17 protein-coding genes are annotated in these 21,030 nt (G+C 38.1%); 2 read left to right on the top strand and 15 right to left on the bottom strand.

Annotated features, from left to right (window positions below; all coding sequences use genetic code 11):
• From FCI53_RS03045 to rpsU, 3 genes are all read right to left on the bottom strand, one after another.
• Nucleotides 1-1,335 carry an NfeD family protein gene (locus FCI53_RS03045; protein ID WP_138415716.1) on the bottom strand — a complete coding sequence of 445 codons (1,335 nt, stop codon included), beginning with the start codon at nucleotides 1,333-1,335 and terminating at the stop codon, nucleotides 1-3.
• A 194-nt stretch (nucleotides 1,336-1,529) separates the two neighbouring features.
• The gene (locus tag FCI53_RS03040; RefSeq protein WP_138415714.1) at nucleotides 1,530-1,976 is read right to left on the bottom strand and encodes a GatB/YqeY domain-containing protein; all 447 of its coding nucleotides are present in this window, start codon (nucleotides 1,974-1,976) and stop codon (nucleotides 1,530-1,532) included.
• Between the two features lie 53 nt (nucleotides 1,977-2,029).
• The gene (rpsU, locus tag FCI53_RS03035; protein ID WP_067837072.1) at nucleotides 2,030-2,203 is read right to left on the bottom strand and encodes a 30S ribosomal protein S21; all 174 of its coding nucleotides are present in this window, start codon (nucleotides 2,201-2,203) and stop codon (nucleotides 2,030-2,032) included.
• Between the two features lie 959 nt (nucleotides 2,204-3,162).
• Between rpsU and FCI53_RS03025 the strand changes: the two genes are divergently transcribed.
• Nucleotides 3,163-4,101, top strand: a complete 939-nt coding sequence (locus tag FCI53_RS03025; protein WP_138415710.1) for a Na/Pi symporter — start codon at nucleotides 3,163-3,165, stop codon at nucleotides 4,099-4,101.
• A gap of 55 nt (nucleotides 4,102-4,156) precedes the next feature.
• Here FCI53_RS03025 and mtaB read toward each other — a convergent pair whose 3' ends face one another.
• From mtaB to gpr, 12 genes are all read right to left on the bottom strand, one after another.
• On the bottom strand, nucleotides 4,157-5,515 hold the full coding sequence (gene mtaB, locus FCI53_RS03020; protein WP_138415708.1) for a tRNA (N(6)-L-threonylcarbamoyladenosine(37)-C(2))-methylthiotransferase MtaB: 1,359 nt from the start codon (nucleotides 5,513-5,515) through the stop codon (nucleotides 4,157-4,159).
• Between the two features lie 5 nt (nucleotides 5,516-5,520).
• Nucleotides 5,521-6,276: a 16S rRNA (uracil(1498)-N(3))-methyltransferase gene (locus FCI53_RS03015; RefSeq protein ID WP_138415706.1), complete on the bottom strand. Its 756-nt coding sequence runs from the start codon at nucleotides 6,274-6,276 to the stop codon at nucleotides 5,521-5,523.
• Nucleotides 6,277-6,294: 18 nt separating this feature from the next.
• The gene (gene prmA / locus FCI53_RS03010; RefSeq protein ID WP_171038039.1) at nucleotides 6,295-7,233 is read right to left on the bottom strand and encodes a 50S ribosomal protein L11 methyltransferase; all 939 of its coding nucleotides are present in this window, start codon (nucleotides 7,231-7,233) and stop codon (nucleotides 6,295-6,297) included.
• 129 nt (nucleotides 7,234-7,362) lie between these two features.
• Complete coding sequence (gene dnaJ, locus FCI53_RS03005; protein WP_138415702.1) at nucleotides 7,363-8,490, bottom strand: molecular chaperone DnaJ; 1,128 nt, start codon at nucleotides 8,488-8,490, stop codon at nucleotides 7,363-7,365.
• 512 nt (nucleotides 8,491-9,002) lie between these two features.
• A complete protein-coding gene (gene dnaK, locus FCI53_RS03000; protein ID WP_138415700.1) occupies nucleotides 9,003-10,838 on the bottom strand; it encodes a molecular chaperone DnaK in 1,836 nt (611 codons plus the stop codon).
• A 30-nt stretch (nucleotides 10,839-10,868) separates the two neighbouring features.
• Complete coding sequence (gene grpE / locus FCI53_RS02995; protein WP_246049990.1) at nucleotides 10,869-11,447, bottom strand: nucleotide exchange factor GrpE; 579 nt, start codon at nucleotides 11,445-11,447, stop codon at nucleotides 10,869-10,871.
• A 236-nt stretch (nucleotides 11,448-11,683) separates the two neighbouring features.
• Entirely contained in the window at nucleotides 11,684-12,706 is a 1,023-nt protein-coding gene (gene hrcA / locus FCI53_RS02990; RefSeq protein ID WP_138415696.1) for a heat-inducible transcriptional repressor HrcA, read from the bottom strand.
• 77 nt (nucleotides 12,707-12,783) lie between these two features.
• On the bottom strand, nucleotides 12,784-13,941 hold the full coding sequence (gene hemW / locus FCI53_RS02985) for a radical SAM family heme chaperone HemW (RefSeq protein ID WP_138415694.1): 1,158 nt from the start codon (nucleotides 13,939-13,941) through the stop codon (nucleotides 12,784-12,786).
• 266 nt (nucleotides 13,942-14,207) lie between these two features.
• Nucleotides 14,208-16,022: a translation elongation factor 4 gene (gene lepA / locus FCI53_RS02980; RefSeq protein WP_138415692.1), complete on the bottom strand. Its 1,815-nt coding sequence runs from the start codon at nucleotides 16,020-16,022 to the stop codon at nucleotides 14,208-14,210.
• A 222-nt stretch (nucleotides 16,023-16,244) separates the two neighbouring features.
• Complete coding sequence (locus FCI53_RS02975) at nucleotides 16,245-16,592, bottom strand: DUF3679 domain-containing protein (RefSeq protein WP_138415690.1); 348 nt, start codon at nucleotides 16,590-16,592, stop codon at nucleotides 16,245-16,247.
• Nucleotides 16,593-16,603: 11 nt separating this feature from the next.
• Nucleotides 16,604-17,785: a stage II sporulation protein P gene (gene spoIIP / locus FCI53_RS02970; protein ID WP_246049989.1), complete on the bottom strand. Its 1,182-nt coding sequence runs from the start codon at nucleotides 17,783-17,785 to the stop codon at nucleotides 16,604-16,606.
• 877 nt (nucleotides 17,786-18,662) lie between these two features.
• Entirely contained in the window at nucleotides 18,663-19,760 is a 1,098-nt protein-coding gene (gene gpr, locus FCI53_RS02965) for a GPR endopeptidase (RefSeq protein WP_138415688.1), read from the bottom strand.
• A gap of 247 nt (nucleotides 19,761-20,007) precedes the next feature.
• Here gpr and rpsT point away from each other — a divergent pair, with 247 nt between their 5' ends.
• A complete protein-coding gene (gene rpsT, locus FCI53_RS02960) occupies nucleotides 20,008-20,274 on the top strand; it encodes a 30S ribosomal protein S20 (protein ID WP_138415686.1) in 267 nt (88 codons plus the stop codon).
• Nucleotides 20,275-21,030 lie beyond the last annotated feature (756 nt).

Raw genomic sequence — 21,030 nt, 5'->3', positions numbered from 1 at the left:
TTAATTTTCTCTGTTGATTTCTCTTACAACAATTCTAGATCCTTCTGTTTTCACAATTTTTATTGTGGCATCACTCGGAATAAAACCACCCTCTGATACGACATCCAAGCGTTCATCACCAAATATAGCTGTACCTGACGGACGTAGAGGAGTTACCGCTTTACCTTCCAAACCAATCAATTCTAGTCGATTATCAGATGACACATACCCTTGTTCTGTTGTTGTTGCATCCTTGAGAATAATATGTCGGAAAAATCCCCGCTCCAATCCTAATATTTTGAACAGGATAGCGGAAACAATAATCGACAATAATACAGCAATACCAATACTCATTGCCATATGCCCCATATCATCAGTTGACATAAATAAGGCACCAATAATTGCACCAATACCTACAATACCAAGAATTCCGCCCGGAACAAACAATTCAGCAATGATCGCTATAATACCTAATACGATCAAAATAATCGCTTCATAACCAGCAAGTCCGGCCACAATATGTCCATAGAAAAACAATACTAATGATACTAATCCAACTGAACCTGGAATACCAAAACCTGGAGAATATAATTCAACAATTAAACCAATACTCGCAAGTGACAAAAGAATCGGCACAACTACAGGATTCGTCAAAAAACGTGCGATTCCTTCTGCAGGCGTCACTTCCGCCTCTACAATCGTTGCATTACTTAATCCTAAGTCATTTAACAGTGCGGTGCGATGGCTAACAACGCCTTCAGCATATCCTACTTCTAATGCTTCATTTGCACTAAGACTTAAATACTCACCTTCTGGAGCACCATATTCTTCCAAGTCAATCGAATCATCTGCCATTGCTTCCGCATAAATCGGATCTCTCCCATTCGATTCAGCAGCCGCGGTCATTGCCTTTAACCAATCAGATTGTGCTTTTTTATCTGCAGCGTTTCCATCCGAAGTAATCACACCGCTCGCACCCATTCGAGCTTGCGGTTTCATATAAAGATTATCTGTGTTTAACGCAATATACGACCCAGCAGAGACAGCCCTAACCGTAACAAAGGACGTGTTAGGAATTTCTAAACTTTGAATAAGATTAGCTATATCTCCAGCTGCAGCTACTTCTCCACCAGGAGTATTAATCTCAAAAATAATGTGATCTGCATTCGCTTCAATCGCTTCTTCCGTTGTTCGATTTAAAAAAGCGTTCAATCCACGTTCCACCTCATTTTCAATCGGTATCACGTGAACGAGCTTCCCTTCTCCATTGGATTCAGCAGTTATGATTTTATTTGGAAAAGATACAATTGAGAGAAGACTAATCAATAAGATCCAAAACGTAATAAGTCTTTTCACTACTACCCTCCTTCCACAATAAAGGTATACGTTATTACATTGCTTATGGTTTCACTTCATTTTATCGTATTATGTAATAAATAACAAAAAGAGATATTAAAAATCCCCTGCCACACCACTGTGACAAGGGATCTTTTATTATTAACATGGTCTATCTGTTAATAATTTCTTGATCTTAGTCAATACTTATAGGATTAAGATAAATGTTTCTGTACCAATTGATTAACTTTAGAGCCATCAGCTTTACCTTTAACCTTAGGCATTAGAGCACTCATTACTTTACCCATTTCTTTTTTAGAATCAGCATTAACTTCTTTAATTGTTTCAATCACAATTTCTTCAAGCTCTTCTTCTGAAAGCTGTTTTGGCATATATACTTGTAAAACTTTAATTTCATCTTCAAGCTTTTCTACAAGATCATCGCGTCCAGCTTCTTTAAATTCTTGGAGGGAATCTTTACGCTGTTTTAATTCTTTTGATAAAACAGTGAGTTCTTCTTCTTCAGACAATTCGTCTTTTCCAAGTTTGATTGCCTCATTCTGAATCGACGATTTCACCATACGAATAACCGTTTTGGAAAGGTTATCTTTATTCTTCATGGCCTGGATCATATCTTGGTTTAGACGTTGCAATAATGACATTTTCTTTCTACACCCTCTTTAAAGGTTAACAACGTTATTCGTTGAACTTGTAATTATTTACGCTTTCTAGCAGCTTCTGATTTCTTCTTACGACGAACGCTAGGTTTTTCATAAAATTCACGCTTGCGGTATTCAGACAATGTACCAGATTTAGATACACTGCGCTTAAAGCGACGAAGAGCATCTTCAAGAGACTCGTTTTTACGAACGCGAGTTGTGTTTGACATGCTAATTTCCCTCCCTCCGAAGCATACAACAGTTTATAACGACATATGTACCATACATATGCCTGTTGATAATTATAATATAAGGGATGATTCTGGTCAACTTATTTTATGATGAATTTTTTATTTTTTATTCACGTGTCCCTGTTCTCCCACACCTCCTACCTTCAAGCTTCATATATATCAACCTATCAAGAAACTAAGCTCATTACTGCGTATAAGCTGTATTATACGACATAACCTCACATGACTTCCATCTAATCTTAACAAGATGAGTGGTGAACAGCGCTGCGGAAATACACTACGCTTTCCTGTGGGGGGCTGGTGAGCCTCCTCATTCGTACCTCATTGCGGGGTCTCACCGATGCCACTAGTCCCACGGGAGTCTCCGTGTATTTCCTCCGCTTTTTGTAGTGCTTTGAAGTTTTATATTACATTGCTTATAACAAATCATAAAATGTGCTTTTTATGTTAGCTTGTTGTAACACAATCTTGCGTTAGATCCGTTATTTGTTAATTTTATAAAGTATTTCATCTATTAAAAATCAGAAAACTTATACCAGCAAAGGCAGAATACGTAGACTCCTCGAAAATAAAGCCCAATTTCCTTCGTGCGATGTATCGCTGCCGCAGCCTTCCTTGTCCTATGGGAACAGCGCGAGCTGAAGATCCCATGTGTTAAGGATCGTAGGCTAAGATCACCACGTCCTGTGGCAACGCCTGCGTGACCAACATCCTGTTGGCCCGAGGCCGTGCCCATGGAAAGCGGAGTATTCTGCCGTAGCGATAGTATATCTCTTATTTCAATCAGAATAATAGAGAGCAAAATAATGAGAGGTTATGTCGTATTATACAGCTAATGCGCAATAACAACTTTCTTGGAAAAGCAGCTAATTGTTCAAAGCTAAAAAACCACTCATGTTTACGAAACTTGTCCATACAATGGTATAGAGGTGAACAACGTGGCAGATTTATTTACTTTAACGGCTGTTTTCTTAACACTATTCTTTTTAGGGATGAGCATTTTACGTGCAGGTCTGTATCAACTTTCTTATCAAAAAATGGAACGCTTTTTAGCTACATTCACAAAAAATATCTACCTTGGTATTTTGACTGGTACCGTAACCACCGCTATCTTACAAAGCAGTTCATTAGTTATGATCTTAACCATTGGTCTAGTAAGCGTCGGTGCATTATCATTTAAACAATCATTAGGTGTGTTATTAGGGGCTAATATAGGTACGACGATAACTGGTGAGATGATGACAATTTCTGATTATGTGCCAGAAGTTACCTTTATTATCATCGGCTCTATGTTATTGTTAACCAAACATCGATTGCTATTTGGTATAGGGGCAATTCTTGCTGGGCTTGGTTCGATCTTTGTAGCCTTAGATGGGTTTGAATCATTGGCGAATCTTATTTCACCAATGCCAATTGTAAATGATGCTATCCAGCACGCAGAACAACAACCATCTATTGGAGCAATTGTCGGAACTATTGTTAGCGGCGTGATCCAGTCCTCCAGCGCTACAATTGGTATAACAATGAGTTTCTTGTATGAGGGGCTAATTAATTTAGCACCGGCTATTGCCATAATGCTTGGCGCAAACATCGGAACATGTATAACAGCCTATATTGCTGCCATAGGACTTAAAAATGAAGCAAAGTTGGTCGCAATGGCCCACATTTGGTTTAACATTATCGGCGTAGTAGCATTTCTTCCATTTTTAGATTTACTAACAGAGATTGCTAAACAGTTATCCATTCACCCAAGGGAACAATTGGCTCATATCTCTGTCCTATTCAATGTCGCATCTCTACTCCTATTTTTACCTTTTATACATAGATTCGAAAATTTCATTACACGTATTCATGGAAAGAAAAAATTTACAAGCTAATAAAACCTCCAATTCGTATAATGAAAACGAATTGGAGGTTTTATTTTATAGTAACTTACTGTGAAGTTAGTTCCATTTGATCATTTCTGTGAGGTTGATCCATCACACGGACAAATTGCCCCTCATTAAGAGGATAACCAGGTTTTGTTAATTTAACACGTACGATCTTACCAATCATCTCTTTACTGCCTTCAAACTTAACCTTTAGGTAGTTATCTGAATAACCGATAAGCATATCTTCCCCATTTTCATCGGATTGCTCTTCAGGGATTACTTCTAACACTTCCCCTTCATATCTAGATGCATATTCTTTAGCTTGTTGGTCCGACAACTCAATCAAACGATGAACGCGGTCATTTTTCACATCATCTTCGACTTGGTCCTCCATTTTAGCGGCTGGCGTACCAGTTCGTTTGGAAAATGGAAATACGTGCAATTCAGAGTAACCAATCTCTTGAATGAAACGATATGTTTCCATAAATTCCTCTTCTGTTTCACCTGGGAATCCTACAATCACATCAGATGTGATCGCCAAACCAGGTAGGGCTTGTTTGATTTTATCAACTTTCTCTTTATAAAAGGAAGCACTATACTTCCGACGCATCCGTTCTAGCACAGTATCTGAGCCTGATTGCAGTGGAATATGTAGATGTCGAACAATTTTATTCGATTGGTCTAACACCTCGATTACTTCGTCAGTGATCTGACTAGCTTCGATAGACGATATACGAATTCGTTTCAATCCATCTACTTTTGTCTCTAAATCTCTTAATAATTGGGCAAAATTGTAGTCTTTCATGTCTTCCCCATAGCCTGCTGTATGTATACCTGTTAATACAACTTCTTTATAACCAGCATCGACAAGTTGCTGCGCTTGTTTGAGTACATTTTCTGGCTCTCTAGAACGTAATAATCCACGGGACCACGGAATAATACAAAATGTACAGAAGTTATTACATCCTTCTTGAATTTTAAGTGATGCACGTGTTCGATCAGAAAAAGTCGGTACATCCATTTCTTCAAACACTCGATTTTTCATTATATTTGCAACACCGTTAATTGGTTGACGCGTTTGTTGGTGTTGTTCAATATAATCAATCATCTTCTCACGATGCTGTGTCCCTACTACCACATCTACACCAGGAATCTCAATTATTTCACCGGGTGAAGTTTGCGCATAACAACCAGTTACACACACTACCGCTTCTGGATTTTTACGCACTGCACGACGGATTACTTGTCTACTTTTCTTATCTCCAGTATTGGTTACGGTACAAGTATTAATGACATAAACGTCGGATTGACGATCGAAATCCACTCGTTCGTACCCTTGTTCTTTAAACTTTTGCCAAATACCTTCTGTTTCATAATGGTTCACTTTACAACCTAATGTATGAAATGCCACTGTAGGCATATCCATCACCTCAATTCTTCAAAATGATAAGAAATACTTGATAACAAATACAATGGAGCTGTTTCCGTTCTTAAAATTCTAGGTCCAAGTCGAACCGATAAGAACCCTGCATCTTTAAGTGCACCGACTTCTTCCGGTGAAAAGCCACCTTCTGGCCCAATACATGCTAGGATCGATTGTGACTCATTAACATCATTAAGTACATCACTTAATCGACGAAAATGATCGGATCGAGCTTCATCTTCATAAGCGAACAGTTTGACATCGTACGACTTACTTTCATCTATTAACTGTTGAACCGTCATTATAGAAGTGACCGATGGGATCTGATTACGGTGGGATTGTTCACTAGCTTCCTTTACAATTTTATTCATTCGTTGTAATTTTTTAGCTGCTTTTTTTTGATCCCATTTGACAATCGACCGCTTAGCTTGAAAAGGAATAAAACGTGATGCACCTAGTTCTGTTCCTTTTTGCAAGATTAAGTCTAGTTTATCACTTTTCGGTAGTCCCTGTGCAATCGTAACAGGAACAGGCAATTCCACCTGTTCGTTTAACTCTTCGACAACCGTGGCAGTAATACTATCACTATCTATCGTTGCAATCTTACATATGGCCGCTTGTCCATTAGGGTGATTACAAATAATGCGATCGCCTTCGGTCATGCGCATAACACGAACAATATGATGGAAGTCATCACCTGTAACGATTACACGGTTACCTTTCTCCCAAAGATCGGCAGGAATGAAATATCGCTGCATGTATGGCACCTGCTTTCTTCATTGTTTTCGAGCAATGATGGAGACCCAATCTTCCATTTGATTCATTTCTACAATTTCAAATCCCGCAGCAACCAATGCTTCTTTTACGGCTTGTTTTTTTGCTTGAATAATTCCAGACGTGATAAACACTCCACCAGGCTTTAAACATCGATATGCGTCCTTTTCGAAACGTAAAATAATCTCCGCCAAAATATTGGAGACTATAATATCTGCCTGCTGCTCAACATTAGTAAGTAAATTATTTTGTTTAACCGCAATCTGCTCATTTACCTTGTTTAATTTCGCATTAATCGTCGTACTCTTTACAGCAATCTCATCTAAATCATACGCATAGACCTGTTTTGCTCCTAACCTAACAGAAGCAATACTAAGGACCCCAGAGCCAGACCCTACATCAATAACAGTATGACCTTCTTCAACAAACCGTTCAAGCGCTTGTACACTTAACACGGTGGTTGGATGGGTACCTGTACCAAACGCCATACCTGGGTCTAATTCAATGATAACTTCATCACTTGAAACAGGCGTGTACTCTTCCCACGTAGGTGTGATCGTTACTTTTTCTGATATTTTTACTGGTTTATAATACTTTTTCCAAGCTGTCGCCCAATCTTCTTCGTTCACTTCACTTACGGTAATTTTGTTTCGACCTAGGTCAATATCAAATAACAGTAAATTATTGATCGACTGCTTGATTGCATCAACCGTTTCTCCTAAAAAACTATTCAATGGTAAATACGCCTTCACATAAACCCCTTCTTCAGGGTAATCATCAGGGTTCAGTTCATACACTTCCCCTAACATCGTATCCCATTCTTTAGCTAAGTCCTTCGGATCCTCGATCACGACACCGCTTGCTCCAGCTTCATGTAAAATATTCGAAATTGGTTCAATTGCTTCATTGGTGGTATGGATACATAGTTCAGACCACTTCAAAAAAATCAACTCATTTCATATTTTTTTACCCTGCAGAACAATATACTAATGCTGTGAAATGAATTTGCAGGGCGTACAAACAAAGAGACAGTTACACTAAGGTAACGTCTCTTATTTGCTCACACATTCTTAAGATTCACCTTTAAAAGCTCTTTTTACACGTTTAAAAAAACCATCTTCTTGTTCATCAGCTGGTTGGCTGCCGCTGATTTCTCCAAATTCACGTAATAGTTCTTTTTGTCTATCGGTTAAGTTAGTTGGTGTAACAACGCGTATTTTCACATGTTGGTCGCCTTGTCCACGACCATGAACATTTGGTGCACCTTTCCCTTTCAGACGGAAAGTTTTTCCAGTTTGTGTACCAGCAGGGATCTTTAATTTCACTCTACCATGGACGGTTGGCACTTCAATTTCATCACCCAGACTTGCTTGAGGAAACGTAAGCGGCATTTCACAGAAGATGTGATCTCCTTCACGGTGATAAAACTCATGCGGCTTAATTTGCACAACAACATACAGGTCACCTGCTGGACCACCATTCACACCTGGTTCCCCTTGTCCTGGCACACGAATTTGTTGCCCTTCATCAATACCTTGAGGAATGTTAATATGAATTTTCTTACGTTTCTTAACGGTACCCGCACCACCACATGTATTACATTTATCTTTAATAAATTTACCAGTTCCTTGACAATAATGGCATGCCCTTTTATTAATCACACGACCGAATGGCGTATTTTGTTCCATGTTTAATTGACCAGATCCATTACAATGGCTACATGTTTCTGGACTTGTTCCAGCTTTTGCACCAGACCCATCACATGTTTCGCAGGTTTCTTCCTTTGGAATCTCAATATCAGTATCTTTGCCAAATATTGCTTCTTCAAATTCTAAGGTCATTGTATATTGTAAATCTGCCCCTTGCCTAGGTGCATTCGGATCACGTCTGCGACCGCCACCAAAAAACATATCGAAAATGTCACCAAATCCACCGAAGTCTTCGGCGCCACCGAAACCTCCACCAAATCCTTGGCTTTGTGGACCCGCATGACCAAACTGATCATACTGCGTACGCTTTTGTTGATCACTTAAAACTTCATACGCTTCCTTTGCTTCTTTAAATTTTTCCGATGCATTTTCTTCTTCACTAACATCTGGGTGATATTTTCGAGCTAATTTTCGGTATGCTTTCTTTATTTCATCTTTTGAAGCATCCTTAGAAACACCCAGAATGTCATAATAGTCCCGTTTACTCACTGAACGATCACTCTCCCGACTCTATTTCATAGACATAAATTTCATATTAACATTAATTGCTTTTTTTGAGCAAATCATTTCATCAACTAGTATACATGTATATTGGCATAAAGCCATTTTACAATAGATTGTTTATTCAACACAAAGGCTATATAATGCGCAACAATTTGAGTTATTGTAAACAAACTTAAAATACTCTTCTAGTAGTATGCTGGTAGTTACTGTCGCATTATATAGCAAATGTGTCGATTAGAGCAACTACTAAAATAGGCAAGGCTTTAGTAAAAAAGCCAAAGTCAAGGAGATCCTGACTTTGACTTTAATGAATTGCTATTTATACGGTCTGCTTATGCGTTTCGCATCTGTTCAACCCTGTTTCGCTTTTCTTTGTCTAGCTCTACAGGGTAGATGCTCGCGACATAAGCAATCCACTTCCATGTCCAAAGTACTTGGACATTACAGTGTTTTGCTTATGCGTTTCGCATCTGTTCAACCCTGTTTCGCTTTTCTACTTACTTCTTTTCTTTTTCGTCGTCTACTTCTTCGTAGTCAGCATCTACAACGTCATCGCCTTGCTGCGCTTCACCTTCAGCACCTTGAGCTGCTTGGGCATCTGCTTGTGCTTGCTCATAAAGTTTCACAGATAAAGCTTGCACTTGCTCTTCTAATGCTTCTTTCTTTTCTTTAATTTGATCGATGTCATTTTCATCTAGAGCTTTTTGCAACTCATCTTTTGCAGTTTCTGCTTTTTGTTTTTCATCATCTGTTACTTTGTCGCCAAGGTCTTTGATCGTTTTATCTGTTGTAAAGATCATTTGATCCGCTTCATTACGAAGTTCGATTTCTTCACGGCGTTTCTTATCTTCTTCTGCATTTTCTTCTGCGTCTTTCACCATTTGTTCTACTTCTTCATCAGAAAGACCTGATGAAGACTTGATCGTGATGGACTGCTCTTTGTTTGTACCCATGTCTTTTGCACGCACGTTCACAATACCGTTTGCGTCGATGTCAAACGAAACTTCGATTTGTGGTACGCCACGTGGTGCTGGTGGGATATCCGTTAGTTGGAAACGGCCAAGTGTTTTGTTATCTTGAGCCATTTCACGTTCCCCCTGAAGCACATGGATATCAACAGCTGTTTGATTATCGGCAGCAGTTGAGAATACTTGTGAATGACTTGTTGGGATCGTTGTATTACGTTCAATTAGTTTTGTAGTTACACCACCCATTGTTTCGATACCAAGAGATAGCGGCGTAACGTCAAGAAGCACAACATCTTTTACATCACCTTGTAATACACCACCTTGGATCGCAGCACCTAATGCTACTACTTCATCTGGGTTAACCCCTTTAGATGGATCTTGACCAGTTTCTTTCTTGATCGCTTCTTGTACTGCAGGAATACGAGTAGACCCACCTACTAGAAGAACTTTGTCAATCTCACTTGCGTTCATTCCAGCGTCTTTCAATGCTTTACGAGTTGGTCCCATTGTACGTTCCACAAGATCTGAAGATAACTCATCAAATTTCGCACGAGTTAAGTTCATTTCTAAGTGTAATGGACCAGCTTCACCAGCTGTGATAAATGGTAGTGAAATTTGTGTTTGCGCTACACCTGAAAGGTCTTTTTTCGCTTTTTCAGCTGCATCTTTCAAACGTTGTAATGCCATTTTATCTTGTGAAAGATCAATGCCATTTTCTTTCTTGAATTCTGCAACCATATGGTCGATGATTACTTCATCAAAGTCATCCCCACCAAGACGGTTATCACCTGCAGTTGCAACTACTTCAAATGTACCTTCACCAATATCAAGGATTGATACATCAAATGTACCACCACCAAGGTCATAAACAAGTACTGTTTGGTCTTGGTCCCCTTTATCAATACCATAAGCAAGTGCTGCTGCAGTAGGTTCGTTAATAATACGCTCTACTTCAAGACCTGCAATTTTACCAGCATCTTTCGTAGCTTGACGCTCCGCATCGTTAAAGTATGCAGGCACTGTAATAACAGCTTTATCTACTGTATCACCTAAGTAATCCTCCGCGTAGGATTTAATATGTTGTAATATAATGGCTGAAATTTCTTGTGGTGTATATTCTTTACCTTCTATTTCTACTTTGTAATCAGTACCCATGTGACGTTTGATAGATATAATCGTATTTGGGTTTGTGATTGCTTGACGTTTTGCAACTTCCCCTACTTGACGCTCTCCGTTTTTAAAAGCTACAACGGAAGGGGTTGTACGGTTACCTTCTGGATTAGGGATAACTTTTGATTCTCCACCTTCCATTACAGCTACACATGAATTTGTTGTTCCTAAGTCAATTCCAATAATTTTTCCCATGACTAACTTCCTCCTTTACGACATATGTAATTATTGATTTACTTTTACCATTGCTGGGCGAATAACCCGTTCATTCAATTTAAACCCTTTTTGTAATTCTTCTACTACAACATTAGATTCAAATTGATCGTCTTCCACTTGCATGACTGCTTGGTGTACATTAGGGTCAAATTCTTCGCCTACCGTTTTAATTTCTTCCACACCTTCTTTTTCTAAGGCATCTTTTAGCTGGCGATATACCATTTTCACACCATCTACAAAACTAGCAGCTGCTTCGTCTTCTACCTCAACTTGTAGTGCTCGCTCAAAGTTATCCACTACAGGTAATAATTCTGTCACGATCGCCTGTGATCTATATTTACGATCCGCTTGTTTTTCTTTTTGCGTACGTTTACGGAAATTATCATATTCAGCTTGAATCCTCAACAATCGTTGGTAGATTTCGTCTTTTTCTTGTTTTAAAGCTTCGATTTCAGAATCATTGGGACCTTCTTGCTCGTTAGATTCATCCACTAACTCTTGCTCTGTTTCTTCAACAACCTCTTGTTCTGTTTCCTCATTAACAGTTTCTTCTGTATTTTCTTCTTGTACTTTGTTGTTTTCTTCCAAGATTGTCACCTCCTTGAATCTTCCGTTTAAACCATTCATGAATATAACACGAATCGTTATTTTTTTAAAAGTATTTTAATTCATTTTTTACAACAGACTTAAGTAAAAAACTTTATCCATACGTTCTCTAACTGTTTATTTCATCCCATCTTCGTTTATGTGGCTTTATCCAGGCAAATAGAATGGATGGGAAAAATTTCCCCACCACTTTTTAATTATGTCCGCAAACACACCGTTTAATACCATGAATGGAACGTATTTGTTAACTGTTTGGATAACATATTAACCAGAGAAATAACCCGAGAATATTCCATCCTTGTCGGTCCGAGCAATGCAATTGTACCCATTTGTTGGTCTCCTAATGAGTATGTTGCTGTAATTAAACTGCAGTCTTGCATAGCATCGATTTTATTCTCATGGCCAATCATAATATTCATGCCATCCTTGTTCGAACGTAACAACTCTGCCATTTCTTCCTCCTGCTCAATGATCGAATAAAGGGATCTAATCTTCTCAACGTCTTTAAATTCAGGTTGCATCAAGATGTTTGTCTTTCCACCAACATATAATTGGACTGATTGTTGATCAAACAATGCCCCTTTTAAATAGTGATATGCAGCGTCAAAATCGCTTGTATACTTGTGTAACAAGTGAGTGAGTTCATCAGACAGCTTCTCATGTAACTGAACGATTGGCACACCAACTAAACGATCATTTAAAATATTCACAAGTTTCTCAAGGTCACTTGATTGAATGTTAGCAGGGACACTAAAGGATCGATGTTCTACATGTCCAGTATTTGTCACCAATATTGCAACAGCTGTTTGGTTCGATAAACTAATGATCTGTAATTGCTTTAGTTTCGTATCAAATACCTCAGGTCCTAAAATAATTGATGTGTAGTTCGTTAAATCAGACAAAACCTTAGCTGACTTCTGAACCACTTGTTCAAATTCAATCATCCCTTTAGCAAACGCATCAGAAATGATATCCACATCCGTATTGGACAGCCGAAACGGAGATAATAAATGATCGACATAGAAACGGTATCCTTTTTCAGATGGAACTCTACCTGAAGATGAGTGAGTTTTCTCAATAAATCCCATTTCTTCAAGATCGGCCATTTCATTGCGAATGGTTGCTGAACTAAACGATACTTCATCTTTTTTGGAAATAGCTCGCGAACCTATTGGTTGTGCTGTGTGGATGAACTCATCAATAATAACTTGTAAAACGAGTAGTTGTCTATTTGATAACATCGATGATCACCTCTGTTAGCACTCACTGTCATCGAGTGCTAATTCTATTAATAAATTATCAAAATCTATATAAGTTGTCAACGCGAAAGCTCTAAAGAATTATCGTCCAATAAAAATTGTTGAAATACCTCATTACCAAATAACAAACCATCCTCAGATAAGCGAATAAAATCGTCCGTTTCTGTTACCCATCCTTTTTGTTTTAAGTAGTTCAACTCTTCTCGGTAAAGATCTGTTAAGGACATGGCATATTTAGATTGAAACTGCGACTTGGACACACCCTCTAGTTTTCGTAATCCTAAAAACATTTCTTCTTCTATTTGTTCTTTTTTATTAATTTCTTCAACATGCAAGATCGGTTGTCCATCTTGATTAGCTTTTTTTACATAGGCTGGAAATGGTCTGATATTTATTATCCTTTGTCCTGGCAAATAGCCATGAGCCCCTGCACCAAAACCATAATAATACTGGTTATTCCAATACGTTAAATTGTGTAAACTTTCAAACCCTGGTTCCGCAAAGTTGCTAATCTCATACTGTAACTTCCCATGCTTGTTCATTTGATTTCTTAAAATTTCGTACATTGCCGCTTCATCTTCTTGTGGTGGTTTGTGTAATTTCCCCTTTTGATGACGTTGATAGAAAACAGTTTTTGGCTCAATCTGCAAAGAATAAGCTGAGTAATGAGGTAAATTAAAACGAAGCGCCTCTTCTAATGTCCGTTCAAAGTGACTTACAGTCTGGTTCGGTAGGCTGAAGATTAAATCAATACTTATATTTGTTAATCCATGTTTTGTAAGTGAATTGACGTTTTCATACACATCTTGAATTCGGTGCAATCTTCCTAATTGTTCTAGCATTTGATCATCAAATACTTGGACCCCCATCGAAATTCTTGATACACCATATGCTTTTAATAACTTAACCTTACCCTCATCCAAATCACCTGGATTCGCTTCAAATGAATATTCTTGACACTGCTGAACATCAAAGTGGGTATCAATCATTTCTAATAAAGTCTCTAGTTGTCGATTAGTTAATGCTGTAGGGGTTCCCCCACCAACAAAAATTGTTTTCACTTGCTGTTTCGGATGTTTAATTGAGGTGGAAATTTCTTTTTCTAACGCAGTAAGGTATTCATCAGCCATCTTTTCATCATAGAAAAATTTCACAAAATCACAATAATGACAGATTTGCTGACAAAATGGGATGTGTATATATACAGATGATACCATTTTTAAAACTCCTTTTATCTGTGTGTATTTGGGCTAAAGTGAAACTTCACGCAATGAAGGATTCTTTTTCTCCCCCCACTGAGCGATAGTTAAACCATTTGGGGTGTTAGCGTCCGTTTTACTCCCGCTTAAACATCTCCGTTTCACTTTTCACTTCATGTTTTGAAGTGGGAGTCTTCACGGACGGTTGCACCGAATAAAAATCCATGCTAAAAAGCTATATTAGTAAAACCCTTGTCACTTATGACAAGGGTTTTCTCGTTGCCTTAGCTATCGTCATCCATTTCTAGAACTGCCATAAATGCTTCTTGTGGAACTTCAACTGATCCCACCATTTTCATACGCTTTTTACCTTCTTTTTGTTTCTCAAGAAGTTTCCTTTTTCTAGAAATATCTCCGCCATAACATTTAGACAAAACGTTCTTTTTCAATGCTTTAATATTGGAACGAGCGACAATTTTATTACCAATTGCTGCTTGTACTGGCACTTCAAACTGTTGGCGTGGAATCAGTTTTTTCAGTTTTTCTACAATTGCTTTCCCTCGTTCAAATGCGAAGTCTCTATGCACGATAAACGATAATGCATCAATCGTATCACCGTTTAACAGGATATCCATTTTCACAAGGTTCGATGTTTTATATCCGATCAGTTCATAATCAAACGACGCATACCCTTTTGTTTGTGATTTTAACTGATCAAAGAAATCATACACAATTTCAGAGAGTGGAATATCATAAACAATATTTACTCGTACTTCATCTAAATATTGCATATCGATAAAGTCGCCACGTTTTTTCTGACAAATTTCCATGACAGGACCAACAAAATCATTTGGAACCATAATGGTCGCTTTCACATAGGGCTCTTGCACCTCTTGAATGGATTGATTATCAGGCATAAACGATGGATTATCAATTAATAATTCTTCGCCATCCGTCTTAATTACTTGGTAAATTACACTTGGTGCTGTTGTAATCAATTGAATATTAAATTCTCGCTCAATTCTTTCTTGAATAATTTCCATATGCAACAAGCCTAAAAAGCCACAACGGAACCCAAATCCTAAAGCCTGTGATGTCTCTGCTTCATATTGTAAAGAAGAGTCATTTAATTCAAGACGCTCTAGCGCTTCTCGCAAATCATTGTAATTGTTTGCATCAACCGGATAGAGTCCACAAAACACCATTGGGTTTAAGCGACGGTACCCTGGCAACGGTTCTGCTGCAGGTCTTTTGGCTAGTGTAATGGTATCACCAACACGAGAATCCCCAACATTTTTAATTGATGCCGTCAAATAACCTACATCACCAACCGTCAGTTCGTCTTGTTGTACTTGTTTCGGTTTAAAAACACCAAGCTCATTCACTTCAAACTCTTTACCGGTTGCCATCATTTTAATTTTATCTCCGACTTTAACCGAACCTTCTTTGATACACACATAGGCAATAACACCCTTGTAAGGATCATATAATGAATCAAAGATCAACCCTTTTAAAGGTTCCTCAGATTCCCCGGATGGTGCAGGAATATCTGTAACAATACGTTCTAAAATCTCATCAATACCAATCCCCGACTTAGCACTAGCAAGGATGGCCTCGTCACCGTCAATACCAATTACATCGGTGATTTCCTGCTTGACTCGTTCAGGATCAGCGCTTGGTAGATCAACTTTGTTAATGACAGGAATGATCTCAAGATCATTATCTAATGCTAAATAAACATTTGCTAAGGTTTGTGCTTCAATACCTTGAGCAGCATCCACTACTAGAATGGCACCTTCACAAGCCGCCAAACTACGTGATACTTCATATGTAAAATCGACGTGACCAGGGGTATCAATTAAATGGAATAAATACTCATCTCCACCTTCTTGCTGATACTTTAACTGTACGGCATTTAATTTTATCGTAATACCGCGTTCACGTTCTAGATCCATTCCGTCTAAATACTGTTCCTTCATTTCTCGTGATGTTAGAGTTTTTGTTTTTTCTAAAATTCGATCCGCTAACGTTGATTTCCCATGATCAATATGTGCAATAATGGAAAAGTTTCGGACTCTACTTTGATTTCTTTTCGTCAATGGTGATCACTCCTATTTTTACCCGCAACATACTAGCATTGATTATAGCAGTCTACCCATCAAGATTCAATATAAAGGACATACTTCTGTCGTTCTTCCCTACTTTACCAATTCTAGGTGAATCACGAATCCACTCTTACTTATTCAATCACTTGAGGACAATCCGACACTTACTAAGTTCAAGGTGACAAACATTATTATATTCAAGACTCACAAACATCATTAGAAAAACGCTTGAACTAACTGATAAACAGAGATGATCATTTTATTATAGAACCACTGCACCCCATGTTCTAAACCACCTGCTATCGTTTGGATAAAATGCGAAGATTCCATTTGTTCGTATTCCTGTTGTTTTTCTTCTAAGTTAACTTGTTGAAAATCCCGGCCCATCACTTTTACTTGATGGGCCCCTTGTTCTGTTTTATTAGTTTCTACAGCCTTTTCCACGGTTGAATCGGTATATCCTCTTACGGATGTTACCCCTTCACTCGCTTGGTCGATACCAAATAATACACCACCAAGAAATAAAATGATCATGATTAACAAAGTAATGATAAATTTCGCCATCTCATCCACCTCTATTGATTCCCTTGTACTTTTTCCGCATCCCAATAATAATCACTAAATTCATCAGCTAAAATATCAACCGTTCGATACAATTCCTCTAAACTATTATCAACGCCACCAACTTCTATTAATATCGAATTATCGTTCAAGTTTTGATTATATACACCATTGTTCCCTTGTCCGCCCTGTTGAATAACCCCTCGAGTTAAACTTGGGTACTTTTCTTTTATTTTTTCATGTAGCATTGTTGCAAACTGTAAATTCTTTTCATTCTTATAGTCTTCTCCAACCACAAATGCCAACTTACCATATGTTTTGCCGTCAATTGTTGTCGTCGTATGTTCTCTGTCAATACTGTCCCGGTGTAAATCAAATACATATTGAATGTTTGTATTTGAAGCTAATGCTTCCTCAACAATCGGTTTGGACGCTGTGTATGATTGCCAGTATTCCCATCCCTTTTCGTTAAGAATATTCATTACATCTGTTTGGTCAACTTGTGTTCCAATTCCATTTGCTTCCAAGCCTTCTTCCAACCTTTCACTAACTCGACCAATATTTAATTCAGAGTGGTGTGCATGGTCTGCGTCTGATACACCATCTAAATGCGGTAAAAATGACTCACGGTTATGTGAATTATAGATAAAAACAACGTCGCGGTCACCTGTTGTCGGTTGATCGTCATCGGGTTGTTTGTCTGGTTTAGATGGTTCTGGTTCATCTTTCACATCTCTATCTTCTAACACAACATCTAAAGGAGCAGAAGATTCAATCGGTAAATTAGTATAATCCGTTCCCTCACCCGCAACAATTATCTTACTATCATAGGCATTAAAACCTGGAAGCTCTCGTCCTAGTAAACTTCTAGGATCATTTGGTTTTAAACTAGTTGCCATCTCAAAAACTAATTCCGATACTTCAATTGACTTTGCATCTTCAGGATATGCCAACCCCAGCGCCCTATTTTCCATCTGCATTAAATGTAAAAAGGAAGAACCTGCTATCTGCCTTGTCCAATCATTGATGGTAGAAGAAGATAGACGATAACCTGGTTGAATGGTAGTTAACACACCAATTACGAAAAACAAAATTAGAATACTTGCTGTTAATGCCGTTATTTTTTTATACCAAGGCTTGATTTTTGCCATTATACGTTGACGTTGCTCTACTAAACCATTCCATTTAAACTTCATCGTTTCATTCCTTTCTACCCCTATCTATCATGTCTACTAGAATCTATGATAGAAAACCAGAAAGTAGAACGATGAGTTTTTTTATTTATACTTGTTTTTGCAAGACTCATTTATTAAAGATTGTTTTCACCTGCATATAAGCTGTATTATGCGACATAACTGCACATATCCATTCAATAAGGTTAGTGCTTTACGGCGCTTCGGAAATACACCTACGCTTTCCGCGGGTGGCTGATGAGCCTCCTCGTTCGTCCCACTGCGGGGTCTCATCGAGGCCATTAGTCCCGCAGGAGTCTTCGGTGTATTTCCTCCGCTTTTTTCGATACTCTGAAGTTTTTTAGTGCTTTGCTTAATAAAATCATATACTATATCTTTTTATGTTTATTAGCATGTTGCAACATAACCTTACAGTAAATTCTTTATTTTTAATTTATAGTATTACATCTATCACTAATAAGAAATCTTATATCAGCGAAGGCAGAATATACGGAGACTCCTCGAAAATAAAGACCGATTTTCTTCGTGCGATGTATCGCTGACGAAGCCTTCCTTCTCCTATGGGAACAGCACGAGGTGAAGATCCTGCAGGGAATATAGGAACACAGGCTAAGGTCGCCACGTCCTGTAGCAACGCCTGCGTGACCAACATCCTGTTGGCCCGAGGCCGTGCCCATGGAAAGCGGAGTATTCTGCCGTAGCGATGGTATAACACTTATTCCAGCCAGAATAGTAGAAAGCAAACTAATAGGTTATGTCGCATAATACAGCAAATGCGCAGTAATGAACTATAATTTTTCCCAAAAAGGTTTAGAAAGATTATTGAATTACCTACTACTTTTTAATAAAATGAGATTTATTATTAAAAGGCTCTTATACATTATCTTGTATAAGAGCCAAAATTATCTAAGTTCACATTTTCATGGAGGGCTGCATTTAGACCTTCTGCAATTAGGTGAGCCATGTCTTTCATAAATCCGTCGACTTCTTTTGGTGTTACCATCAAGTTATGTCCTAACGGTGTTAAAACTTCTTTAATTAACGCTCGTTTTTCTTCCTCCGTTAATTCACCAATCATACCGAGCACCATTTTTCTTTGGTCTTGATCTGGAAGGTCTTCGTCCGTTAATTTTTTTGAACCAAAATTCATCCCGGCAGGTGTTAGAGCTTTCGATGGTTTTTCGCGTTCATTCCACTCTCTACCAAAATGTTTAAGTAAGAAGTCAATAGTGTCACTTGTTATTGTTACCGCATCAACAACAGTCGGAACACCAATTGCAATCACCGGGATACCTAGTGTCGTCATGCTCAGTTCTTTCCGTTTATTTCCTACACCAGAACCTGGATGGATGCCAGAATCCGATAGTTGGATCGTTGCATTAACACGCTCAACAGACCTTGAAGCTAACGCATCAACCGCAATAACAAAGTCTGGTTTTGTCTTTTCAATCACACCATGAATCATGTCACTCGTTTCAATCCCTGTCACTCCCATAACACCAGGAGTCATAGATGATACTGGTCGATAACCATCATCCACATACTCCGGCTGCAACTTAAATAAATGATTAGTCACCAATAATTTTTCCGCAGCCATTGGACCTAACGCATCTGGTGTTACATTCGAGTTCCCTAAACCAACAACTAAACATTTAGCATTTTTTGGTAATTTTTGATTCTTTAACAGTTGCCCTAGTTCTTTAGCAAAGGTTTCTGCAGTTTGCTTTTGTAATGGTGTATCCATTTTTTTTACACCTTCTGAATAGATAGTAATGTAATTACCTGGTTTTTTATCTAAAGCCTTCGCACCTGTTTCATCAATTTGAACATAGGTGACCCGAACTTCACCATCCTCTTTTTCTTGTACTTTCACCCCTTTAATTTCTCGTTGGTTTGTTTGCTCCTTTTCTACATACATATCTTTCGCTTCAACGGCTAAATCCGTGCGCACTTGAAACTTTTTTGCGTCGTCTACCATGATTATTCCTCCCTTGTTACTATTAGAATTGCCTTTTTATATCAAAATCATACAAATATATACATGAATGCTTAAGATAGCTATTGAAAACTTGATGACTCTTTGATACAATGATTTTTGTTCTACTATCAGAAGCGTGCAGAAAGATAGTATTGCGTAACTTAGGTCAATTAACTTCATGTTGGTAGATCTAAAGTTGCTTATAAATGAAGGATTAGTTTGATGCTTTACGATGGAGGTGAAAAAAATGGCAAATATTAAATCTGCAATTAAGCGTGTTCGCACAAGTAATGATAGCCGTGCGCATAACATTTCAATCAAAACGGATATGCGTTCGCAAATCAAACGCGTGGAAAGCCTTGTTGAAAGCAAAGATGCGGAAAACGCAAAGTCTGCTTTAGAAACAGCAGTTCAAAAAATTGACAAAGCGGTACAAAAAGGCCTTATCCATCAAAATAAAGGGAACCGCCAAAAATCTCGCCTAGCTAAAAAAGTTAATGAACTAAGCGCATAAACATTTAGCTTACTTATGACCAACACCAAACGATCCTATTAGAGGGTCGTTTTTTATTTGTTATTAACTTTAAGTCTGCTTTTTCTATAAGATTTATGTCGCAATTGACTAGAATCAGACGTAACGGCGCGATTTTACTTAATAACGGAATGTGGAACCGTATCAATAGATGAAACGGTCCGTGGTTCCGTTATTTCAAGAAAAAGATCCAAAAAGTAAATGCAATCGGTTCGTGATTCCGCTATTAGGGGGAAAAGAGGAGAAAATAGCTAGAAAAATTGCAAATAGCGGAATGAGAAACCGCTTAGTCTCTAAAATGGGTGCATTTTGCTAATTAACGGAATGAGGATCCGCCTCAAACCCTTATAAAATTAAGTCAGAGTTTCCATCAACTACGACATAAGAAAAGCAATAAAATCTCCAAAGGTACTTAATAATAGAAAAACGCATCGACGTCACAGGATAAACCGTTCTATTTTGGGGTACAAAATTACAAATAATAGAGTGAAACGCAATATATTTAGCAACCGAAATAACAACTAAAATCACAATATAATTGGCATTAAAAAACGTTTAGAAATTTTTGCATAGATTTGCTTTCTTTCACTCTTAATAAATCGAGTGTTATACGACCGCTTCGGCAGAATACTTCGCTTTCCACGGGCACGGCTTCAGCTAACTCAGAAGAAGATCGCTTCTGAGTGGATCTTCAGCTCGTGCTGTTCCCGAAGGAGTCTTCGTATTCTGCCTACGCTG

Origin of the sequence: Aquibacillus sediminis, from assembly GCF_005870085.1 — a bacterium.
GTDB lineage: Bacteria > Bacillota > Bacilli > Bacillales > Amphibacillaceae > Aquibacillus_E > Aquibacillus_E sediminis.
This window is presented reverse-complemented; position numbering and strand designations above follow the sequence as displayed.

Coding starts and splice junctions, on each gene's coding strand:
- FCI53_RS03040 (WP_138415714.1), bottom strand. CDS start 1,976: ATGTCATTATTGCAACGTCTAAACCAAGATATGATCCAGGCCATGAAG.
- rpsU (WP_067837072.1), bottom strand. CDS start 2,203: ATGTCAAACACAACTCGCGTTCGTAAAAACGAGTCTCTTGAAGATGCT.
- mtaB (WP_138415708.1), bottom strand. CDS start 5,515: ATGCCTACAGTGGCATTTCATACATTAGGTTGTAAAGTGAACCATTAT.
- FCI53_RS03015 (WP_138415706.1), bottom strand. CDS start 6,276: ATGCAGCGATATTTCATTCCTGCCGATCTTTGGGAGAAAGGTAACCGT.
- dnaK (WP_138415700.1), bottom strand. CDS start 10,838: ATGGGAAAAATTATTGGAATTGACTTAGGAACAACAAATTCATGTGTA.
- hrcA (WP_138415696.1), bottom strand. CDS start 12,706: ATGTTATCAAATAGACAACTACTCGTTTTACAAGTTATTATTGATGAG.
- hemW (WP_138415694.1), bottom strand. CDS start 13,941: ATGGTATCATCTGTATATATACACATCCCATTTTGTCAGCAAATCTGT.
- FCI53_RS02975 (WP_138415690.1), bottom strand. CDS start 16,592: ATGGCGAAATTTATCATTACTTTGTTAATCATGATCATTTTATTTCTT.
- spoIIP (WP_246049989.1), bottom strand. CDS start 17,785: ATGAAGTTTAAATGGAATGGTTTAGTAGAGCAACGTCAACGTATAATG.
- gpr (WP_138415688.1), bottom strand. CDS start 19,760: ATGGTAGACGACGCAAAAAAGTTTCAAGTGCGCACGGATTTAGCCGTT.
- rpsT (WP_138415686.1), top strand. CDS start 20,008: ATGGCAAATATTAAATCTGCAATTAAGCGTGTTCGCACAAGTAATGAT.